At 46.5% G+C, this 20,391-nt stretch carries 21 protein-coding genes and 1 pseudogene; 6 read left to right on the forward strand and 16 right to left on the reverse strand.

Features of this window, described 5'->3' with window-relative positions:
• Positions 1 to 175: 175 nt before the first annotated feature.
• The 8 genes from ACBP46_RS03840 to ACBP46_RS03875 all read right to left on the reverse strand — a co-directional run bounded on the left by ACBP46_RS03840 (position 176) and on the right by ACBP46_RS03875 (position 8,153).
• Positions 176 to 1,075, reverse strand: coding sequence for a delta(1)-pyrroline-2-carboxylate reductase family protein (locus tag ACBP46_RS03840; RefSeq protein WP_371015422.1), 900 nt, complete (start codon positions 1,073 to 1,075; stop codon positions 176 to 178).
• An 18-nt stretch (positions 1,076 to 1,093) separates the two neighbouring features.
• A complete protein-coding gene (locus tag ACBP46_RS03845; protein WP_371015423.1) occupies positions 1,094 to 1,687 on the reverse strand; it encodes a helix-turn-helix domain-containing protein in 594 nt (197 codons plus the stop codon).
• 18 nt (positions 1,688 to 1,705) lie between these two features.
• Complete coding sequence (locus ACBP46_RS03850; RefSeq protein ID WP_371015424.1) at positions 1,706 to 2,452, reverse strand: ABC transporter ATP-binding protein; 747 nt, start codon at positions 2,450 to 2,452, stop codon at positions 1,706 to 1,708.
• Entirely contained in the window at positions 2,449 to 3,264 is an 816-nt protein-coding gene (locus ACBP46_RS03855; RefSeq protein WP_371015425.1) for an ABC transporter ATP-binding protein, read from the reverse strand. The genes ACBP46_RS03850 and ACBP46_RS03855 overlap by 4 nt, the downstream gene beginning before the upstream one ends.
• Positions 3,261 to 4,778 (reverse strand): high-affinity branched-chain amino acid ABC transporter permease LivM, encoded by a 1,518-nt coding sequence (gene livM / locus ACBP46_RS03860; protein ID WP_371015426.1) that lies wholly within the window; start codon positions 4,776 to 4,778, stop codon positions 3,261 to 3,263. Before livM ends, ACBP46_RS03855 begins: the two co-directional genes overlap by 4 nt.
• Entirely contained in the window at positions 4,778 to 5,695 is a 918-nt protein-coding gene (locus ACBP46_RS03865) for a branched-chain amino acid ABC transporter permease (RefSeq protein WP_371015427.1), read from the reverse strand. Before ACBP46_RS03865 ends, livM begins: the two co-directional genes overlap by 1 nt.
• A 73-nt stretch (positions 5,696 to 5,768) precedes the next feature.
• Positions 5,769 to 6,890, reverse strand: coding sequence for a branched-chain amino acid ABC transporter substrate-binding protein (locus tag ACBP46_RS03870; RefSeq protein WP_371015428.1), 1,122 nt, complete (start codon positions 6,888 to 6,890; stop codon positions 5,769 to 5,771).
• 78 nt (positions 6,891 to 6,968) lie between these two features.
• Positions 6,969 to 8,153: an NAD(P)/FAD-dependent oxidoreductase gene (locus tag ACBP46_RS03875; RefSeq protein ID WP_371015429.1), complete on the reverse strand. Its 1,185-nt coding sequence runs from the start codon at positions 8,151 to 8,153 to the stop codon at positions 6,969 to 6,971.
• Between the two features lie 229 nt (positions 8,154 to 8,382).
• On the opposite strand from ACBP46_RS03875, the gene amaB reads away from it, so the two are divergent.
• From amaB to ACBP46_RS03895, 4 genes are all read left to right on the forward strand, one after another.
• The gene (gene amaB / locus ACBP46_RS03880) at positions 8,383 to 9,882 is read left to right on the forward strand and encodes an L-piperidine-6-carboxylate dehydrogenase (RefSeq protein ID WP_371015430.1); all 1,500 of its coding nucleotides are present in this window, start codon (positions 8,383 to 8,385) and stop codon (positions 9,880 to 9,882) included.
• 118 nt (positions 9,883 to 10,000) lie between these two features.
• Complete coding sequence (locus ACBP46_RS03885; protein ID WP_371015431.1) at positions 10,001 to 10,732, forward strand: class I SAM-dependent methyltransferase; 732 nt, start codon at positions 10,001 to 10,003, stop codon at positions 10,730 to 10,732.
• Positions 10,733 to 10,838: 106 nt separating this feature from the next.
• Complete coding sequence (locus ACBP46_RS03890; RefSeq protein ID WP_371015432.1) at positions 10,839 to 11,648, forward strand: siderophore-interacting protein; 810 nt, start codon at positions 10,839 to 10,841, stop codon at positions 11,646 to 11,648.
• 139 nt (positions 11,649 to 11,787) lie between these two features.
• Entirely contained in the window at positions 11,788 to 12,561 is a 774-nt protein-coding gene (locus tag ACBP46_RS03895; protein WP_371015433.1) for a MipA/OmpV family protein, read from the forward strand.
• Positions 12,562 to 12,565: 4 nt separating this feature from the next.
• Here the strand turns inward: ACBP46_RS03895 and cysW are convergent, their stop codons facing one another.
• The 3 genes from cysW to cysP are packed head-to-tail and all read right to left on the reverse strand — an operon-like array spanning position 12,566 to position 15,246.
• Complete coding sequence (gene cysW / locus ACBP46_RS03900; RefSeq protein WP_371015434.1) at positions 12,566 to 13,381, reverse strand: sulfate ABC transporter permease subunit CysW; 816 nt, start codon at positions 13,379 to 13,381, stop codon at positions 12,566 to 12,568.
• Between the two features lie 5 nt (positions 13,382 to 13,386).
• Positions 13,387 to 14,235, reverse strand: coding sequence for a sulfate ABC transporter permease subunit CysT (gene cysT / locus ACBP46_RS03905; RefSeq protein ID WP_371015435.1), 849 nt, complete (start codon positions 14,233 to 14,235; stop codon positions 13,387 to 13,389).
• A gap of 15 nt (positions 14,236 to 14,250) precedes the next feature.
• On the reverse strand, positions 14,251 to 15,246 hold the full coding sequence (cysP, locus tag ACBP46_RS03910) for a thiosulfate ABC transporter substrate-binding protein CysP (RefSeq protein ID WP_371015436.1): 996 nt from the start codon (positions 15,244 to 15,246) through the stop codon (positions 14,251 to 14,253).
• A gap of 182 nt (positions 15,247 to 15,428) precedes the next feature.
• Between cysP and ACBP46_RS03915 the strand changes: the two are divergent.
• Positions 15,429 to 16,139, forward strand: a pseudogene (locus ACBP46_RS03915) (sulfate/molybdate ABC transporter ATP-binding protein); the annotation flags it as partial.
• Positions 16,140 to 16,155: 16 nt separating this feature from the next.
• Here ACBP46_RS03915 and ACBP46_RS03920 read toward each other — a convergent pair.
• On the reverse strand, positions 16,156 to 16,560 hold the full coding sequence (locus ACBP46_RS03920; protein ID WP_371015437.1) for an HIT domain-containing protein: 405 nt from the start codon (positions 16,558 to 16,560) through the stop codon (positions 16,156 to 16,158).
• Between the two features lie 31 nt (positions 16,561 to 16,591).
• On the opposite strand from ACBP46_RS03920, the gene ACBP46_RS03925 reads away from it, so the two are divergent.
• The gene (locus ACBP46_RS03925) at positions 16,592 to 17,584 is read left to right on the forward strand and encodes a CorA family divalent cation transporter (RefSeq protein ID WP_371015438.1); all 993 of its coding nucleotides are present in this window, start codon (positions 16,592 to 16,594) and stop codon (positions 17,582 to 17,584) included.
• 44 nt (positions 17,585 to 17,628) lie between these two features.
• On the opposite strand, the gene ACBP46_RS03930 is transcribed toward ACBP46_RS03925, so the two are convergent.
• From ACBP46_RS03930 to ACBP46_RS03945, 4 genes are read right to left on the reverse strand one after another with little or no spacing between them, the layout of a single operon-like run.
• Positions 17,629 to 18,180: a DUF924 family protein gene (locus ACBP46_RS03930; RefSeq protein WP_371015439.1), complete on the reverse strand. Its 552-nt coding sequence runs from the start codon at positions 18,178 to 18,180 to the stop codon at positions 17,629 to 17,631.
• Positions 18,181 to 18,197: 17 nt separating this feature from the next.
• Positions 18,198 to 18,935, reverse strand: a complete 738-nt coding sequence (locus tag ACBP46_RS03935) for an amino acid ABC transporter ATP-binding protein (RefSeq protein WP_371015440.1) — start codon at positions 18,933 to 18,935, stop codon at positions 18,198 to 18,200.
• A gap of 15 nt (positions 18,936 to 18,950) precedes the next feature.
• Positions 18,951 to 19,616: an amino acid ABC transporter permease gene (locus tag ACBP46_RS03940; RefSeq protein ID WP_371015441.1), complete on the reverse strand. Its 666-nt coding sequence runs from the start codon at positions 19,614 to 19,616 to the stop codon at positions 18,951 to 18,953.
• A gap of 1 nt (position 19,617) precedes the next feature.
• On the reverse strand, positions 19,618 to 20,370 hold the full coding sequence (locus ACBP46_RS03945) for an amino acid ABC transporter permease (RefSeq protein ID WP_371015442.1): 753 nt from the start codon (positions 20,368 to 20,370) through the stop codon (positions 19,618 to 19,620).
• Positions 20,371 to 20,391 lie beyond the last annotated feature (21 nt).

Genomic DNA, 20,391 nt, shown 5'->3' on the forward strand with positions numbered 1-20,391 from the left:
GAACAGGACAGTGAAACGCCTTTGCGCCGATGATAGTGGGCTGTGCGCCTGTGAAAGTAGGTCATCGTCAAGCTCTTATACTAAAAACCCCTGTTGGTGATCCAACAGGGGTTTTTTTTCGTCTTTTCCGTATTTTTTCCGTCTTTTCCGTCTTTTTTCTGCTTTGTGCTACGCGCTAACCGTACTGGGCTCGGGCGCAGCGTGCCGCAGCTAAGTCCCAAGCGGCACAGCCAATGGTTTTATACAGCAAGGGCGTGTGGTGCTTGCGGTGTGACTCATCTTGATGCAGGGCTTGCACAGCGGCCCAATTGACGCGGGCTTGAATTAAATCCCCGGCCTCTTGGCGGGCGGCGTCATTATTATCAACAAAAATCTGGCTACCTTGGACCGTACTGGGATGAATTTCTGCCATGTCAGGGGTATACGCACCGACAGCAATGACGAGTCGGTCAAGTAATGCACTTTCATTGTAGACGGGCTCTGAGCTACTGGTAACGGTAATGACCACATCTGAGTCGGTAGGAACTGCTTGCACGAGATGCATGTTGTTAGGGGAACCTAAGCGTTCTAGTAATGCCTGTGCTTTGCTTGGATTGCGCGCTAAAAGAGAAATAGTAGCTTGAGGGTACAGGGTTAGTAATGCGTCAGCATGACCATAGGCTTGTACCCCTGAACCGATCAGTGTGATGTGTTTTGGTTGTTGCCATAACAGCTCAATTCCCAGCATAGATAGCGCAGCAGTACGCCGCTCGGTGACCGTAGGCCCATCTAAAATAAATAATGGTGCGCCTGTATGGCCATCGTAGACGCAGACTAAACCTTGGATTACTGGCTCGCCCTGATCAGCATTATGTGGCATAACATTGACGAGTTTGTGCGCCCCTATGTCGTGAGCTGTTGCAGGCATAGAAAGCATGGTGCCACCGTTAGGGAAGGCCAATGCCTGACGTGGTGGTGTGCTAATTTTGCCTTGTGCTTTTTCTTGAGCAGTATGAATAAGAGCTTTAACTAAGGCGGGATAGGGAAGTACTGCAGCCGTTTGGGCTCGGTCTAAGGTGGCTAAATGAGCTGTCATAACATTTCCCTTGTAGAGTTATTCAATTAAGTCGGGTTTAGTACTAATCCACAACACAGTTGCGTCTTCATCGGTATGATTTAATACACGGTGTTGCATCCGGCTATCAATATAAAAACAATCGCCAGGATTTAGTACGGCGGGTTGGTAAAACTCGGTGTGCAGTTCAATTGAGCCCGTTAGCACATAGACGAACTCCTCGCCGGCATGGTGGCTCCAACCTTCGTCTTTCTCTAAGGTATGGGCTTTGATGCGACTAATAAAAGGCATCATGCGTTTATTAGCTAGTTGCGAGCACAACACTAGATGCTCGTAAAGTGGCGTTTCGTGCAGTTCCCCTTTGCCTTTACGCTCTATAGTGCGTCGGCCTGCCCCCATATGTTCTTGTGCTGGCGCAAATAGCTCAGCAACATCTAACTCAAAACCCTGAGCTAAACGTAGCAATACGTCGTAAGTGGGTGAGCTGAGTCCATTTTCTATTTTAGATAGGCTAGAAGGGGCTACCCCGCAGGCTTTGCTGGCTTGATCTAAAGTCCAATTGCGCTCTGTGCGTAAAGAGCGTAGACGTTTAGCCAATACAGATGCGCTCGATTTAAGGGTGTTAGTTGTCACTGTTATATCCTAAGAAGTCTAGGGTAATGCCGTACACGTTTGAGTTGGTTTTCTGCCCCCTAAATACGCATCACGAACTTGGGGGTTAGCTAAGAGTTCGGCACCACTACCACACATTGCGATGCGCCCATTTACCAGCACATACGCTCGATGTGCTAATGAAAGGGCGTGGTACGCATTTTGCTCAACTAAAAATATGGTTTTACCCAGACTAGTAATGTCTTTAAGAATGTCAAAAATTTGTTTTACTATCAGCGGCGCTAGACCTAAGCTAGGCTCATCAAGCAATATTGTACGAGGTCTGGACATCAAAGCACGAGCCATAGCTAGCATTTGCTGTTCGCCACCTGATAATGTGCCGGCACGTTGGTTACGTCTTTCTTTTAAGCGCGGAAAAAGGGCAAACATATCAGCTTTGTCTTCTTCCATGTGCTCCATACCAATGGGGAGGGTACCAATAAGTATGTTTTCTTCTACGGTCATACCTGAAAAGATACGGCGTCCTTCGGGTACCTGCGCAATACCGTGTTTAGCAATTTCATGAGGTTGCAACTGGTCTAGACGAATACCGTCGTACATGATTTCCCCGTGTGTGATTTTAGGGTCACCAAAAATACTCATTAATAAGGTGCTTTTGCCTGCACCATTAGCGCCGATTAGGGTTACGATTTCACCTGCATGGACTTCTAGGCTGACATCGTGCAGGACCTGAATTGACCCATAGCCGCTACAAATATGACGAATATCTAATAAAGGTGTTGTCATGTAATAATCTCCGTACCTAAATAAGCGGCAATAACGTGGGGGTCTTGACGCACCTCATCAGGTAAACCGTCTGCAATGACCTCGCCGTGGTCTAAGACAATCACGTGCTCGGATATATCCATAACCAGACTCATATCATGTTCAATAAGCAACACAGTGACTTGATACTCATCACGTAATGCATAAATTAACTCGGCTAGTTGTTCTGTTTCTGCTGGGTTTAGACCTGCAGCAGGTTCATCTAAGCAGATTAAACGAGGGTTTGTACACATAGCGCGCGCGATTTCTAAGCGGCGTTGACGGCCATACGGCAAGGAACCAGCTAATGCGTTTGCATCCGCGCTAAGGTTTAATCGCTCTAGCCATTGCATAGCGCGATCAACGCCAGCTTGTTCTTGTTCTTCAAATCGAGAGCTGGCTAACATGCCTCGGAATAAATTAGCATCCAGTTGTAGGTGTTGGGCTACCAGTAGATTTTCTAGTACTGTCATGTCTTGAAAAAGACGGATATTTTGAAAAGTCCGAGCAATGCCAGCACGAGCCACTAAATGAGAGCCACCTGTAAATGGACGAGTAAGCAGTTTGGCAATAGTATGTTGTTTTTGCCCGTTGTCATCATAAAGATGGATATTTCCTGCTGAAGCATGATAGAACCCAGTGACACAGTTAAACACAGTGGTTTTGCCGGCACCGTTAGGTCCGATAAGTGCTGTGATGGAGTTCTGGTAGACGTTAAAACTGATGTTGTTATTGGCTATGATGCCGCCAAAGCGTTGAGTTAGGCCGTCGACCTCAAGTAATATTTTTTTCATGGTTCAGAGCCTTTAAAGCTGGGGCGACGACCGCGAATTAACCCATGGGGTCGCCAGATCATCATCATAATCATGAGTAAACCAAACACCAACACACGGTAATTGGCAAAGTCACGTAATAATTCGGGCAGCAACGTCAGCACTAAGGCGGCGATAATTACGCCTAACATGGACCCCATTCCTCCTAAGACCACAATAGAAAGAATAAGTACAGACTCAAAAAAATTAAACGAAGTGGGGTTGATGAAGCCTTGGTAGGTGGCAAAAAACACACCGGCTACACCCCCTGCGACCGCACCCATCATAAACGCAGACAATTTAACGTTGACATGATTGATTCCCAGTGAGCGGCACGCAATTTCATCTTCGCGTAAAGCCTCCCACGAACGGCCAAGCGGCATATAACGCAAGCGGTTAAAAAAACGCAATGAAATGGCTACGATGACAAATAGCACCACATAAATCAGTAGCGATTTATAGTCATTGCTATAGGGAATACCAAAAAATTCGTGGAATGGTTCGCCACCTTTGGTAGCGCGGCGTGAAAACTCTAAACCAAACAGGGTGGGGCTAGGTGCTGCAGCACCATTGGGACCGCCGGTGACTTCGACCCAGCTCGTTAAAATTAAACGGATAATTTCCCCAAAGCCCAAAGTGACAATAGCTAAGTAATCACCTTGCATACGCAGCACGGGAAAACCTAAAAGAGCACCGCTTAGTGCTGCAAAAATCGGTGCAAGTAATAGCGCTGTCCAAAAGCCCATATCAAAGTATTGGTAACCTAAGGCCAGAAAGTAAGCACCCACAGCATAAAAAGCCACAAAGCCAAGGTCTAATAAACCAGCCATGCCCACTACAATATTCAAACCCAAACCGAGCAAAACATAAATTAATGCAAGTGTTAAGTTGTCTAGCCAAGTTTTAGGAAGTAGCTGGAAATAATTAAGCAAGATGGGTAGGCTGAAACCCAATATAAAAAGTAAGGGGACTAGATAACGCCAGCTGTTAACTTGATGTTTGATTTTGGGGATGCTGATACCATAGGCAAACAGCACAAATAGCAGCATTAAAATTAAGGCAGAAGCCGCGCCCAAGGGGATATAGCCTAAAAAACCAAGGCTAATCAGTACCACACAAGCACCGCTCGTAAGGGCAAGTAAACCAAGTGTTTTAGACAAGGGTGGGGCAGAGCGTGACTCAACCTGCACATTGTGAGCATTGGAACGTTTGAAGTGGTTTAGAAAACGAATACCGCCAGGTGTTTGCGCTAAAGCCGCCACTACAAATCGACCTAGGCAAACCAATAAAGCAATAGCAATGCCATTGACAGCTAGTGGTTGACGCCAAGGTAAGAACACAAAGTCATATTGCTTTAGCACCAAATTGGTAATGGGGCCAAGGACCAGTAACGTTAATACCCCTGCTATCAGCGCCTCTTTAAGCGCATGCAGCCAATTGATGGAAACGGTGTTTTGCTGGGCTTGAACTGAGGATTTATGCGTTAGCGTATTCATCAGACTTTCTCCACCGCAGGTCGGCCTAATAAGCCACTGGGTTTAAAAATGAGCACCAAGACTAAAATACTAAATGCAAAAACGTCTTTGTAATCGCTGCTGACGAGGCCAGAGAAAATGGACTCCAACACACCCAACAATAAACCGCCCAGCATTGCACCTGGCAAAGAGCCAATGCCCCCTAATACCGCTGCACTAAAGGCTTTGATGCCAATAATAAAGCCCACATAGAAATCAAATGAACCGTAATTGAGGGTGACTAAGACGCCAGCAATGGCGGCTAAGGCTGAGCCAATTACAAATACAGAAGAAATAACACGGCCCGTATTAACGCCTAACATCGTAGCCATTTTTCGGTCTTGTTGAGTGGCGCGCGATTGACGACCCATGCTGGTGTTTTGAATAATCCACGTCAATACAGCCATAGCAAGTAGGCTAGCCACAATAATAATAAGACTCATGTAGCGCACTTGAATGAACTGAGTGGCATTGCCTAAGCGAAAGCTTCCTGCGATTAAGGTAGGTACGCCTTGAACATTGGGGCCTTGTGCTAGTTGTACATAGTTTTGTAAAACCAATGACACACCAATAGCGGTAATTAAGGGAGCTAAACGAGTGGTACCGCGCAAAGGTCTATAGACGGTACGTTCAATGCTCCAACCGTACAGGCCCGTAATAAACATGGTCACAATCAGTGTAGTGATCAAAGCAAAAGGCACAGATTGAATACCAAAGTAACTAATTACCGCTAAGGTAATTGCGCTGATATAAGCACTGACCATGTAGATGTCACCATGGGCAAAGTTAATCATGCCAATAATGCCATACACCATGGTGTAGCCGACGGCAATGAGGCCATAAATGGAACCCAATGTTAGGCCGTTAATTAACTGTTGCCCTAAAATATAGCTATCCATGGGATACGCCTCCTGTTTCCGGTACTGCTAAGTGCTACGCCGAAAATCGGCGTAGCAACGAGTGCAAGATGAGTTAAGGAAGTTCGTTGTAACCGCCGTTACTGTCCCACTGATACATCACATAGTCCGGTTCTTTTAGGTCACCTTTGGCATCCCATTCTTTAGGACCTAAAACGGTATCAACGCGATTCTTTTTCAGCCATTCGGCTAGCTCTGTGCCACTGGTACTGTTTGCTCCTGCTAGAGCGGCAGCTAGGGATTGAATGCCAGCATACGCATAGAGCGTAAACCCATCGGATTTTTGACCGGCTGAGCTCAGTTCTGCAATCACGTCTTTGCTGGATTCCATATTGCGTGGGTCACGAGGAAAACCCATGTAAACGCCTTTGGCGTATTGATTGCCTCCGGCAGCGGTTACGAAAGCAGGGTCTACAATGCCATCATCGGATACATAGGGCATTTCCAAACCTTGCTCTCGGATTTGACGCACTAGGGTACCGGCTTCGGCATAAAGCCCACCAAAAAATACGGCATCTACGTTTTCACCACGAATTTTGGTAACTAAAGCGTTGTAATCCCGCTCGCCTCGGTTCACGCCATCAAAAAGCACGGTTTCGGTGCCGTGTGTTTTCGCCACGTCACGCGTGGCTTCTGCTAAACCACGACCGTAGGTGTCTTTATCGTGCACCACAGCAATACGTTTAGCGCCAAGGGTATTAGCGATAAAATCCCCAATGACGGTGGCTTGTTGATCGTCTCGACCGCAAATACGCGTCATGGTTTCCAAGCCTCGCTCGGTGACGTCGGGGTGAGTAGAGCCAGTTGCCATGGAAATAATGTCGGCGTTGTCATAAATTTCTGATGCTGGCAAGGTGCTGGATGAGCAAAAGTGCCCTAGCACTGCAGCGACTTTGTCCTGATCAACAAGGCGGTTCGCCACGGCAACGGCTTGTTTGGGTTCGCACGCATCATCGGCTTTGACCAAAATGAGCTCTTTGCCATTTATGCCTCCTGCGTCATTGATGGCTTTGGCGGCAGCGGTAGCCCCAATCCAAAGTTGATCACCAAATGCAGCATTAGGCCCAGTAAAAGGACCTGCTACGCCAATTTTTACTACCTCCTTCGCTTGCAACCCAAAAGGCAGAGTGCAAGTTAGTGCTACAGCAAGTACATGTAAACGAAATCGTTTGTGCATGTTTGTCTCCTTGTCGTAATGGAACCGTTTGAATCGCTAGAAGTTATGATGTGGATTCAAACGAGTGAGGTGCAGAGCTTAAACGATATTGAGTTCTACAATGGGTTTGCGCTCTAGGATGCGATCCCAACCAAGTCGGCTTAGATCTAAACTACGAAATTGACCATAAACAATCAGTTCGCTTAATGCCCGTCCTACTGCGGGGGCTTGCTGCATGCCATGACCACTAAAGCCATTCGCAAACAACACATTATTGATTTGAGGGTGAGCGCCGATGATGACATTTTGATCTAACGTGTTCATGTCGTAATGACCAGCCCAGCTACGAATTAAACGTAGGGCTTCAAACGCAGGTACGCGCTCGGCCAATAGCGGCCATAATAGTTCATCGAAAAGCTCGTGTTGCACATCATAGTCGGTACAGATGGGGTCTTGATCGGCGGGAGGCGAAATGCCAGCAATAAAACCATCGCCTTCAGGGCGAAAATAGGCTCCGCTTGGATCAATGGTCATGGGACAATGAGGCAATTGTGCGGGGCTTTGAAAGTAAAACACACAGCGTTTTTTTGACTCTACAGGCAGCGCTATGCCCATTTTCTGCGCTAAAGCGGTAGCGCCTGTGCCGGCTGCATTAATCAGAGCATCACACGTTATGGTTTTTTGATCATCTAAGACAACTGCGGTGATAGCAGTGTTTTTCTTGATTAGGTCAACCACTGTGCCTTGATGATAATGTGCACCTAGAGCAATAGCTTTGCGGCGCATGCCTTGCATCATGCCATAGGCATCTAGCCAACCTTCACCAGCTAAACCTAATGCCCCGGCGGTTAAGTCCGTGGTATTCATCCAGTTAAAACGTTGATGAATTTGCGCAGGCGTAAGCAGCTCTATTTCTGCACCAAGTTGAGTTTGGGTGTGATGATTTTGTTCTAGGCTATGTTTGCCTTCAGCCGTACTAGCTAAAAACAAATAGCCACCTTCGTGAAAGGCCGGATCGGGTGCGTCATCATTTACTTTCATGGTGTCAGCAAACTCACGAAGAAACTGCGTACCAAACTGGGACATTTGGATGTTTTCTGGGGTGGTGAACTGGTGACGAATAGACGCGGCCGATAAGGTAGTAGCGCAATATTGATAGCTTAGGTCTTTTTCAATGACCAAAATAGAGCCAGTGAAATGAGGGTTAGAGGCTAAAAAATAGGCTGCAGCACTACCTACTGCAGCACCACCAACCACAATAACATCATAGTGGGAGTTCAACATGAGACGCAGACTCCTGAGTGTGAAATAATTAAGGTGACCGATGCGTGTTAAGCATAAGTTGGCTTATTTACATTATTTTCATAATTCAAAATAAAAGCGCTTGGTGTTTTCCCTTGGGCAATAAATTTCTTAAAAGAAAGGTGTTAACCTTAAAGTGAAAATTAGCGTGGTAATGGAAAAACAGGATGTGAATTTATTCAGCCTATAGTGAACCCACTAAGGAGTCGGTATGCAAATTGAAGAGTTGTTGAAACGCTTAGGAGTGGACCTGAACCAGCATGTTGGATCACAGTTAGTGGTTCACTCTCCTATTGATGGTGCTCAGCTAGCCACCTTAGCAACGCAGGGTATAGAGGAGGTGGATGCTGCTGTAGAAAGAGCGCAACAGGCGTTCAATGAGTGGCGCACTGTACCTGCTCCACGTCGTGGAGAACTAATCCGGTTGTTAGGAGAAGAGCTGCGCAAAGAAAAAGACGCTCTGGGGCGATTGGTATCCATGGAGGCCGGAAAAATCCTAGCCGAAGGTCAAGGCGAAGTCCAAGAAATGATTGATATTTGTGACTTTGCAGTGGGTTTGTCGCGTCAGCTGTATGGCTTAACAATTGCTTCCGAACGTCCCGGGCATCGAATGATGGAAAGCTGGCACCCGCTGGGTGTGGTAGGGGTCATTACGGCTTTTAATTTTCCGGTGGCGGTGTGGTCATGGAATACCGCTTTAGCTATTGTGTGTGGTAACCCCGTCATTTGGAAACCATCAGAAAAAACACCTTTAACCGCTTTGGCATGCCAGGCGTTGTTCAAGCGCGCCTTAGCTCGATTTGATGATGCGCCAGCGTATCTGTCTCAGGTTCTAGTGGGAGAGCGAGATGTAGGAGAGCGACTGGTTGACCACGAGGGGGTAGCATTAATTTCTGCTACGGGCTCTACACGTATGGGGCGTGAAGTTGGCCCACGTGTGGCTGCGCGTTTTGGTCGTTCACTGCTAGAGCTAGGTGGAAATAATGCCATTATTGTGACGCCTACGGCGGATCTGAAACTCGCTGCTCGAGGGATTTTATTTGGTGCCATCGGTACTGCAGGACAACGTTGCACCACAACGCGTCGATTGATTGTGCATGAAAGCATTGCCGATGAGCTTTTAGAGCAGTTACGCAGTGCTTACCAAAGTGCGCAGGTGGGTAATCCATTGGATGCCTCTACGCTAGTAGGGCCGCTTATTGATAGTGACTCATTTGAGGCCATGCAAAACGCATTAGAGCAAGCTAAAGCACAAGGTGGCACGGTATATGGGGGCGAACGTTGTCTGGAAGACCATTACCCCCACGCTTGGTATGTGAGACCTGCCTTAGTAGAAATGCCAAGCCAAACCCAAGTCGTAAAACACGAAACCTTTGCGCCAATTTTGTATGTAATGCGTTATCGTGATTTTGACGAAGCCATTGCCATGCAAAACGATGTGCCCCAAGGCTTGTCTTCGGCTGTATTTACGAATCATGTGCGCGAAGCAGAGCTGTTTTTATCCGCCTCGGGTTCGGATTGTGGTATTGCTAACGTCAATATCGGTACCTCAGGGGCAGAAATTGGGGGGGCGTTTGGTGGTGAAAAAGAAACAGGGGGTGGTCGTGAGTCAGGCTCAGATGCGTGGAAGGTCTATATGCGCCGAGCCACCAATACCATTAACTACTCTACTGAGCTACCTCTTGCACAGGGCATTCAGTTCGGTAATTAACTAAATTGATCTTGGCCCCGTTACCCAGTGACGGGGCTTTTTTATTATAAAAAACTAATAAAAAAAGATAATTGATAGGCTGTGTTAATATGAAGTCCCATTGACTCATAGAGATTACATGTCTAAATCCACTCCTTATCAGACTCAATTACGTACTATCCAAATTCGTGGTCAAGAGCCTTTAGAAATCTATACCTTATTAGACCGCCAACAATACTACGACCCCAAAGGGGCCGCAAAACGCTTAGGCATTTGTTCGGCATCATGGCCTTTATTTGGCATGTTATGGCCGTCGGGTTTACAGCTAGCTAAAAAAATCGTGCAGCGTCCCGTGCAGCGCGATCAGAAATTATTAGAAATAGGCTGTGGTTTAGGTTTAGCTAGTTTAATGGCGCACCGTTTAGGTGCGAATGTCACTGCCAGTGACAGACACCCATTAGCCCAACATTTTTTAAGCAAAAATGTAGTTAAAAATTTTCTACCAGAGATTAACTATCGCCATGGTCAGTGGGGCTTAGACCATGCTGTAAGTCTTCAAGATACAGGCGCACCCCTGATTTCTGAGCGGTATGATTTGGTGATGGGCAGTGATTTGCTGTATGACCCAAGCAGCCCTAAGCAAGTGGCTGGATTTATTCATGAGGTAGCAGCGTTAAGCTCTGAAGTGTGGGTAGTAGACCCAAACCGAGGGTATAGAAATCAATTTAGTCGTGCTATGGCGGAGTATGGGTTTAGTTTGGCTCGTGATAAAAAAATCCAACGTCCCTTTGCTTATAGCTTAGAGGAAACACCGCAACCGTATTCTGGGCGATTCTTAATTTATAAGCGGGATCTTAGATTAAGCGAATAACTGTTGCCTAGATCGCAACAGTGTATTGCAAATGAGAACGATTGCTATTTATTGGCTCTCTTGTTACATTGACTGTACATAAAAGCAGTTTATACAGAGAGAGTTTATGACCCAAAATACCCATTCTTTAGAAGTAGAGCGAGTGCGCCACCCTATAGTGGTGCGCACCCTCACGGTGTCCGCTATTGAATCATTAAGCCCAAATTATGTACGCATGTGTTTTACAGGGCCCGAGCTCGAAGGCTTTGTTTCGATGGGCTTTGATGATCATGTCAAGTTGTTCTTTGCCGCTGCCGTGGGCCAAACCCCAGTCATTCCTCAGGTCACAGAAACAGGCGTAAGCTTTCCAGAGGGCAGTGAAAAACCACTAGCACGCGATTACACTCCAAGGCATTACGATGCTGAAACAGGGGTATTAGAAGTTGATTTTGTATTGCATCAGGACGGGCCAGCAGGTAGTTGGGCCCAGCAAGCAAAGGTAGGAGACAGTATCACCTTAGCAGGGCCACGTGGCTCCATGGTTATCCCCAAAGAGTTTGACTGGCATCTGCTTATAGGGGATGAGACCGCATTTCCTGCCATTTCACGTCGTTTAGCTGAGCTTCCAGCACAGGTGATCCCTATTGTGGTGCTAGAACTTGACCACGAGCAATTAGTAGATTTTTTACCTAAACACCCATTAATGCGTGTGCAGGTGGTGCCGCGCTCAGAACAAGGGCACTTATTGACCAAAGCCATTCGTGCTTTACAGTTGCCTACCGGGCAGGGTTATGCGTGGGCAGCCGCCGAATCTGCCGTAGTTAAACAGGTCCGAGAAGCTCTAGTGCAAACGCACGGTTTAAGCAACAAACAAATAAAAGCCTCAAGCTACTGGCGTAGTGGTGCTGCTGGTTTTCATGAAACATTAACGGACTAAACCAAAGCCATTAACTCATCGTACTTATGTACGGCTGCAGTGGGAGTATTGCCTATTTGTTAACTGTGTTTAAATGAGAGGTTTGGTTTTGTATTTACAGTAAACCTTTTGGGTTTATTTCGCATTAAGGGAAACGGGCATGCAACCGCTCAACACAGTGACACGAGTTAAACAGGGTTTGGTCTTGGGTATGGCTTTAGGGATGTGGGGGTTAACAAGCCAAGCGCAAACCACTATTGGCATAGGTACCGGTATCATGCCTAAATACGAGGGAGCCAAGCAATACACCTCGCGCTTTTATCCGGTACTCAATCACCAAAACGGTACTTTTTTCATTGCCCCTAAAGCTGAAATGCCCGCGTTAGGGTTACAAAATGCCCTCACAGACGATTGGAAAGTGGGCGTTTTTGCTAGTTATCAATGGGGGCGTAAAGCCAGTGATGCGCATAGGCTTACCGGCACCGATAAAATTGATAATTACGCAAACATAGGGGTGTTTAGCCAACACCAGCTTGGGGATTTACGTGTAGACCTAACGCTGTATCAGGCACTGAAAAAGGATTATGGGCTTGGCGTGCAGCTAGGGGCTTCGTATCCTATTTGGCAAGAGGGGTTAAGCCGTTTGCACATCGGAGCAAATCTTGCGTTTATGAATACAGATGCCATGCAAACGCATTTTGGTGTAAAGCCCCATGAAGTCGCAGCCAGTCAAGGGCAGCTACGTACCCATAATGCTTCTGGCGGTCTAAAATCCATGACAATGTATGGTTTATACAGTTATCGTTTAAGCCAGAGCCTAAGCCTAAATACGGCCGTGGGTGTAAAAAACCTGACAGGCGATGCCAGAAACAGCCCACTTACCGAGCATAAAACCAGTGTGTATGGTTCAGTGGGTGTGGGCTATTCCTTTTAAATCCCTAGCGACCTAGAGCGGGCTGGTTTTTTTCCAGCACGCTTTTTAATGCAATAGTGATCAGGGCCATGCTAGCTAATAGCAGCGCTGCGCTAAAGGCACCCACTACTTTATGATCATCGCTAAGCTGTTCTACTAATAAAGCCAACGTTAAGGTCTGTCCCCGTATTGCTCCAGAGACCACAGAGACGGCACCAAATTCTCCAATGGCACGGGCATTACATAGCACAACCCCATAAAGCAGTCCCCATTTGATTTTAGGCAGGGTCACGTGATAGAAAATTTGCCAACCCGTTGCGCCTAAAGTAAGCGCTGCATGTTCTTGATCAGAGCCTTGTTCTTGCATAAGCGGAATTAAGAGTCGAGCAATAAATGGGCTAGTCACAAATAGTGTCACCATCACTATGCCAGGCCAAGCAAACATAAGTTGAATGTCGTGGTCGGCTAACCATTGTCCAAAATAGCTTTCAGCGCCGTAGACCACCAAATAGCACAAACCTGCTACCACCGGAGAAGTGGCGTAAGGAATATCAATAAGGGTCATAAGCAACTGACGACCCTTGAAACGGTAATGCGTTACACACCAAGCTAACAGCACACCAAATGCTAAATTAATTGGTACGGTTAGAACAGCAACCAATAAGGTCAGGCGAATGGCATGCTGCATGTCTGACTGAGAGAGAGCTTGCCAAAAGCCGCTGAGCCCTTGACTAAAGGCTTGACTGAAAATAAGGACCAGAGGCAAAACTAACAAAACAAAAACCAGACTGACCGCCAAAGCAATCAGCCCTCGTTGGGTAGCAGTTAAGCGTGTTTTCATAATGGTTAGTGCTTTTTAGTAAAAAGATGGTTTTGCATGAGCTGTAAACCAAAAAGTAGCAGTAGCGAAGCAGCTAACACCACCGAGGCTATGGCGGCAGCTGAAGCATAGTCGTATTCGGCCAAACGCACGAAAATCATCAATGAAGACACTTCAGTTTGGTAAGGGGAGTTGCCCGCTATAAAGATAACAGCGCCAAATTCACCTAAACAGCGAATAAAAGCTTGAGAAGCACCCGTGATTAATCCGGGGAGTAAAATGGGTATAACAACCAGATAAAAACGTTGCCAAGCGGTAGCGCCCAAGGTGTCAGCGGCTTCCTCTAGAGAATAATCTAGGTTTTCAATTAAGGGCTGCACAGAGCGCACAATGAATGGCAGGCTTGTGAAGCTCATGGCAAGAACGATGCCATACCAGCTAAATGCAATTTTAATGCCGAAAGGGGCTAGTAATTGACCCATCCACCCGTTGGGTGCAAACAGGGTGGCTAGCGTCAACCCAGCCACAGCAGTAGGCAAAGCAAAAGGCAAGTCAATCAGGCCATCAATAAATCGCCGCCCAACAAACTCATAACGGCTTAATACCCAGGCAAGCAATAATCCTATAAGGCTAACCAGTACCGTTGACCAAAACGCCGCGCTGAGAGTAGTGCGATAACTGGCTAAAACGCGTGGATGAGTAATAGCTGCCCAATACTGGGAGGCGCTCATGTCGCTGACGTAAACAAACAGAGCCGACAGAGGCAATAAAATGACAAGGCTTATATAAAGAACACTGACTCCCAGACTTAATCCAAAGCCTGGGAGCACAGCTTTTTGCTCTATAAAACGCCAGTTAAAAGTGGTACTGGACATAATGCAAAGGGAAAATTATTGAGCCAAAAGCTGATCTAGGATGCCGTCACTACCGAAATGCTGGCTTTGAATGTCGTTCCACGAGCCTAAAACCTCATTTGGATTAATTAAGCGCACAGGAGCTAAATCCGTTTTGACGCTTTTGTCATGAATACGGTAGTTATAGCGGCTTAGTAACTCTTGAGCCGGTGTGGCGTATAAGTAATTCAGATAAGCCTTGGCTTGTTCTGTGCTTTTTTGGCGCTCAGCCACCCGTTCCACAACAGCGACAGGGAACTCGGCAAGCACACTGACAGGAGGTACAACGACCTCGAACTCGTGGTCTTTGAACTCATCGCTGTTGGCAATGTTGATGACTTCGGATTCAAAGGTTAGCAAAGCATCGCCTTGGTTGTTGTTGGCAAAAGCAACAGTAGCGCCACGGCCACCAGTAGGGAAACTTTCTACGTTATGCAGCAGTTTTTTAACAAAATCTTTGGTTTGTGCCTCATCGCCATTGAATTGTTCGTTGGCAAATAACCATGCCCCTAAGTAGCTGTAGCGGGCATTACCAGACGTTTTTGGGTTAGGGAACACGACTTTAACATCATCACGTACTAAGTCTTCCCAGCTTTTAATGTTTTTTGGGTTGCCTTTGCGTACTAAAAAAGCAATGGTGCTGTAATAAGGTGAGGCGTTGTTAGGAAATTGTTCCTGCCAATTTTTATTTACAAAACCTCGTGCTGCTAGCACATCGATATCGGGTACCTGATTGAATGTGACCACATCCGCTTTAAGACCCTGCAAAATGGCTTGAGCCTGACGTGAGGTGCCAGCGTGAGACTGTTCTACAGATAAGGTTTGTTGGTGTTCTTGCTGCCAATACTGCTCAAACAAAGGGTTGTATTCGGCAAACAGCTCGCGTGCAATATCGTAAGAAGCATTTAATAATTTGTCGTTATTTGCCGCTACAGTAAATGGTGTCAACGCAGCAGCACTAAATAAACTAATAGAGATGAGGGTTTTTTTCATTAGACTGGACTCGATGTAGTAAGGGTGAATGAGCCTATTTTCCCCACTGTCCTTATACACGTAAACGATAGTTTTTCTGTTTACTTATTCCTAATTGATCTATTTCTATATTCCATTTTAGTATAAGCGCATTCGCTCTTATGCTTTAAACTCAAATCATTCCCCATTTTTATCGATTTGCCATGTCCATTACTGTTCAACATATTTCGCGCCGTTTCGATGATTACCAAGCCCTAAGCCGTATTTCTTTAGAAATTGCTTCCGGAGAGCTGGTGGCATTATTAGGGCCATCGGGATGTGGCAAAACCACGTTGCTCCGTATTATTGCGGGGCTAGAGTCGGCTGACGATGGTCAGATTTTTCTTGATGGTACCGAGGCCACTCAAACACCAGTACGAGAACGAGGCATTGGGTTTGTTTTTCAAAACTACGCCTTATTTCCCTCTATGACAGTGGCGGATAATATTTCCTTTGGTTTGCGTGTATTGCCCAAGGCAAAACGGCCTAACAAAGCCGCCATTAAAAAAACGGTTACCGAGCTACTCGAACTGGTTCAGCTTGGTGCTTTAGCCGATCGTTACCCTGCACAGTTATCAGGGGGGCAGCGTCAACGTGTGGCATTAGCTCGAGCATTAGCCATCAAACCTAGGGTTTTATTATTAGACGAACCTTTTGGTGCCTTAGATGCCAAAGTGCGTAAAGAGCTCCGTCAGTGGTTGCGCACTTTGCATCACGAGCTAAAAATTACGAGTGTATTTGTTACGCACGATCAAGACGAAGCCGTAGAGGTAGCGGACCGTATTGTGGTCATGAACAAAGGCCATGTCGAGCAAATGGATACGCCTGCCCAGTTATTTGCGTTTCCGGCCTCACCGTTTGTGAAAGAGTTTTTAGCCGCGTAGTCGAGTTTTATACATTTAATAATTGGCGCAAGTCCTGTAATAGGTCTTGCGCTTTTTGCTGTTCGTAGGGCTGTGTTGCAAGATTTAACCAGGCCGGTTGAGGCCAAGCTGGGTCAGTATGATGCCGAGCAATAAGATGCAGATGAAGCTGAGGGACTTGATTGCCAAATGCTGCTATGTTCATTTTATTAGCGGCACTGTAACGGGCTAGTTTTTCGCTGACTTGATTGCACTCAGTTGTTAATTGATGTTGGTCTGTAGGGCTAAGCTCGTAAGTCTCGCGAATACCCGCACGGCGTGGGACTAAAATCAACCACAAATAGCTGCTATTATTATTGAGCAATACGTCGCATAGCTCGAGCTGCCCTAGAAAAAAAGTGTCTGCTTGCAGAGTGGGGTGGAGTTCGAACATAAATCACTACCCTTTAGAGATAAAAATTACAATGAGTCAGTCTAGTCTAGTGCCGTCAGCACATATAGCAAAACGTTATGCTGCTGGACAACGTCCCCAAATTCTAGACCTAAATAATTTAACGGACCCAGTGCAAACCGATAGCATCGTCTGGTTAAGTTTAATTCATCCAACTGAGGACGAGTTGTTGCAAATTTTACCGCACTTCATTGGCTCTCAGTCGCGCGTGTTGGACGAGGTAGTTGTTAAACATCGACGTCCTAAAGTGGTAGAGTACGACGCCGTTAGTTTGGTCGTTGCCATTACTTACAAAGTGGATCATGGCGTATTGCGTTTTGGTGAGACGCAGATTCTTTTTGGGGCGGGCTATATTATTAGCATTTGGAGCCATACCGCCATGACAGATGCGGAAAGTCGTGCCGAGTTTGAGGCCAAGCCCGAGCTACTTTTACGTGGTGCCGATTACATTGTGGCCGAGCTTCTAAATAGCATTACAGATAGTTATGCCAGTCAGTTGTTAACGTTAGAGCACCAAGTAGAAAAAGTAGAAGCCCAGTTTTTTGGTGGCCGCTTTCTGCATAAAGACATAGAAAAAGCGTATCGGTTACGGCGTACTTTATTGCGTATTCAAAGCAGTATCGGCCCCTTGGCAGAACTTTCCCGCCGTTTTAGTCGACAGCCTGCTTTAGTCTATGTGGGGCCATCTAGCCAAGCGTATTTTTCAGAGGTGGCTGACCGCATTGCCCGTTTATCTGAATTGATTGGCGTATTGCGAGACACTACGGCTTTTGCTTTTGAGGGGGGTATGATGATTATTCAGCTTCAGCAAAACGACATCAGCCGCAAGCTTGCTGCCTGGGCCGCTATTTTGGCTATACCGACGGCTTTAGCAGGTATTTATGGTATGAACTTTAAGTTTATGCCTGAACTGGAATGGAGCTTTGGTTACCCAATGGTGCTTGGAGTAATGGCTTTGGTGTGCAGTGGTTTGTATTACCGGTTTAAGAAGATGCAATGGCTATAACACCCTAGGGCAATACCAGCGTAGCCCTAGGAGAAAACCGCAATTTAAAACGACGAGTTTGGCCCTTTAAGAAACTCTAGCTCAGCCGCTGTGGATAAGCGTCCTAAAATAGCATTGCGGTGGGGATAGCGTCCGAACTGATCTATGATGACTTTGTGACGAACCTCGTAGTCAATAGTAATGTCGTCGGTGTATTTTTTAAATAATTCAAGGGCTTGGACGTGAATTTTTTTAGACTCTGAATGCATAAAAGGCATCAAAATAAACTGCCTTTCACGCTGACTAAGTTGTGCAAACTGCGGTTGCCGTAGGGCCTCTTGAGCTAAAGCTAAAGCCATCGGGTCTTGGGCAAAGGCACGCGGTGTGTCGCGCCAAATATTACGTGAAAACTGGTCTAGTACGATGATTTCAGCCAAACGCCCATGCAAACTATGACGCCAATGCGCACATTCACCCTGGGCAACCGCTTCGGTTGTGTGTAGAAATTGCTGAGTAATACGTTGGTCAAACTGGGGATCTTTGGTGAACCATTGCTCGGGTGTTGTGGCATGAGCCCAAAAATGTAAAACAGCTTGAGGGCTAAGGGTGGTAGACATAGCAGTCCTCGCAAGAATTATTGCACTAAAATTTTATTTAAGAAATCTTTGGTACGGGCTTGGCGTGCATCAAGATTACCAAAAAACTCACTGGTAGGGCAGTCTTCAAGAATATGCCCACCTACATCCATAAAAATGACTCTGTCACTGACGCGTCGCGCAAATCCCATTTCATGCGTTACGCACATCATAGTCATGCCTTCGTGCGCCAGACTAACCATAACATCTAAGACCTCGCCCACCATCTCTGGGTCTAGGGCTGAAGTAGGCTCGTCAAAGAGCATTACAATTGGGTCCATGCTGAGCGCACGAGCAATAGCGACCCGTTGCTGTTGGCCGCCTGAAAGCTGACCAGGAAATTTATCTTTATGCGCTGAAAGACCCACACGCTCTAGGTATTTTAGACCATGAGCATAGGCATCGTGTTTGTTGCGCCCAAGAACCCGCATTTGTGCGATGGTTAGGTTTTCTGTAACAGAGAGATGAGGGAAGAGCTCAAAGTGTTGGAACACCATGCCTACACGGCTACGTAATTTAGGCAAGTTGGTTTTGGGGTCGTGTACAGGCGTTCCTTCGATCCAGATTTCGCCTTTTTGAAAAGGCTCTAGGGCATTAATGGTTTTAATTAGGGTGGATTTACCCGAACCGGAAGGGCCTGCAACCACCACCACTTCGCCTTTATTCACTATGGTGGAACAGTTGGTGAGTACTTGAAAGTCCCCATACCATTTAGAAACATTTTTCATTTCAATCATTGTGTATTCCTTAGCTTAGCGAATGATGGCGATTTTTTTATGCAAACGTTTAACTAGCCACGAAAGTGAGTAGCAAATAATAAAATAAACCACGGCAGCACCAATGTAAGCCTCGATAGGGCGACCAAAGTTCTTGCCAGCCGTTTCGAAGCCTTTGAGTAAGTCATACGCGCCAATGGCATACACCAATGAGGTGTCTTGAAAAAGAATAATGGTTTGGGTCAAAAGCACAGGCAACATATTACGAAAGGCCTGAGGCAAAATAATTAAACGCATATTTTGCCCGTAGGTCATGCCCAGTGCTTGACCTGCAAAGACCTGTCCCCGGGGTATGGACTGAATCCCAGCTCGCATAATTTCACTAAAGTAGGCCGCCTCAAAGGCAATAAAGGTAACAATGGCAGAGGTTTCTGCCCCCACAGCCACACCTAAAATCATGGGCATTAACAGAAAAAACCACAGTATCACCATGACTAATGGGATGCTGCGCATGCCATTCACATAAATAGTGGCGGGTAACACTAACCAAGATCGACCCGATAGACGCATTAGGGCTAAAAGCGTGCCAAAAACGACCCCACCTAAGGTAGCTACTACAGTGAGCCACACGCTAAAATAAAGTCCTGTAAGCACGTAGTCGCTGAGCAGGCTCCAGTTATAGAACGTCGCATCAAATTGCATATTAGTGTCCCCCTTGGGTGCTGCTAATGAAACCAGGGATTTGTGCGCGTTTTTCAATAAATGCCATGACGCGATTAATAGCAAAAGCGGTCAAGATGTAAAGCGTGGTTACGGCTAAATAAACTTCTATCCCCCGTGACGTTTCCTCTTGGGCTTGCATGGCAAACATGGTGAGCTCGGCAATAGACACTGCAAACGCCACAGACGAATTTTTAACTACGTTCATGGATTCGCTAGTGAGTGGCGGAATAATAATACGAAAAGCCATAGGCAAGAGTACATAGCGATAACACTGTGCCGTAGTAAACCCTAGGGCCATGCCCGCATAGCGCTGTCCTTTAGGTAAGGATTCGATGCCAGAGCGGACTTGCTCGGCAATACGGGCCGAGGTAAATACGCCTAATGCGCATACGACGAGCACAAAGCCTGAGACATCACGCAAGAAAGGCACAAAAGTGGGGGCGACATGATACCAAAGGAAAATTTGTACCAAAAGGGGAATATTACGGAACAGCTCGACCCAAGCATTGCCAAGCCGAACCAAAATAGGGCTTTGGGGCAAGGTGCGTATGGCACCCACAACAAAACCTAAAATCAAAGCAATAGCTAACGATGCTAACGAGACAGAAATAGTCCAACCCCAGGCAGAAAGCATCCAATCTAAATAGGTAGTTGAACCGCCATCCCCGAAACATCCTTTAACCACTTCCATGTCTAGGTCATCTCGACAAAATACTTGCCAATCCCAAGTCATGTGATCCCCTGATAAAATGAC

The sequence above is a fragment of the Paenalcaligenes hominis genome (assembly GCF_041359055.1).
Classification (GTDB): Bacteria; Pseudomonadota; Gammaproteobacteria; order Burkholderiales; family Burkholderiaceae_B; genus Paenalcaligenes; species Paenalcaligenes hominis_A.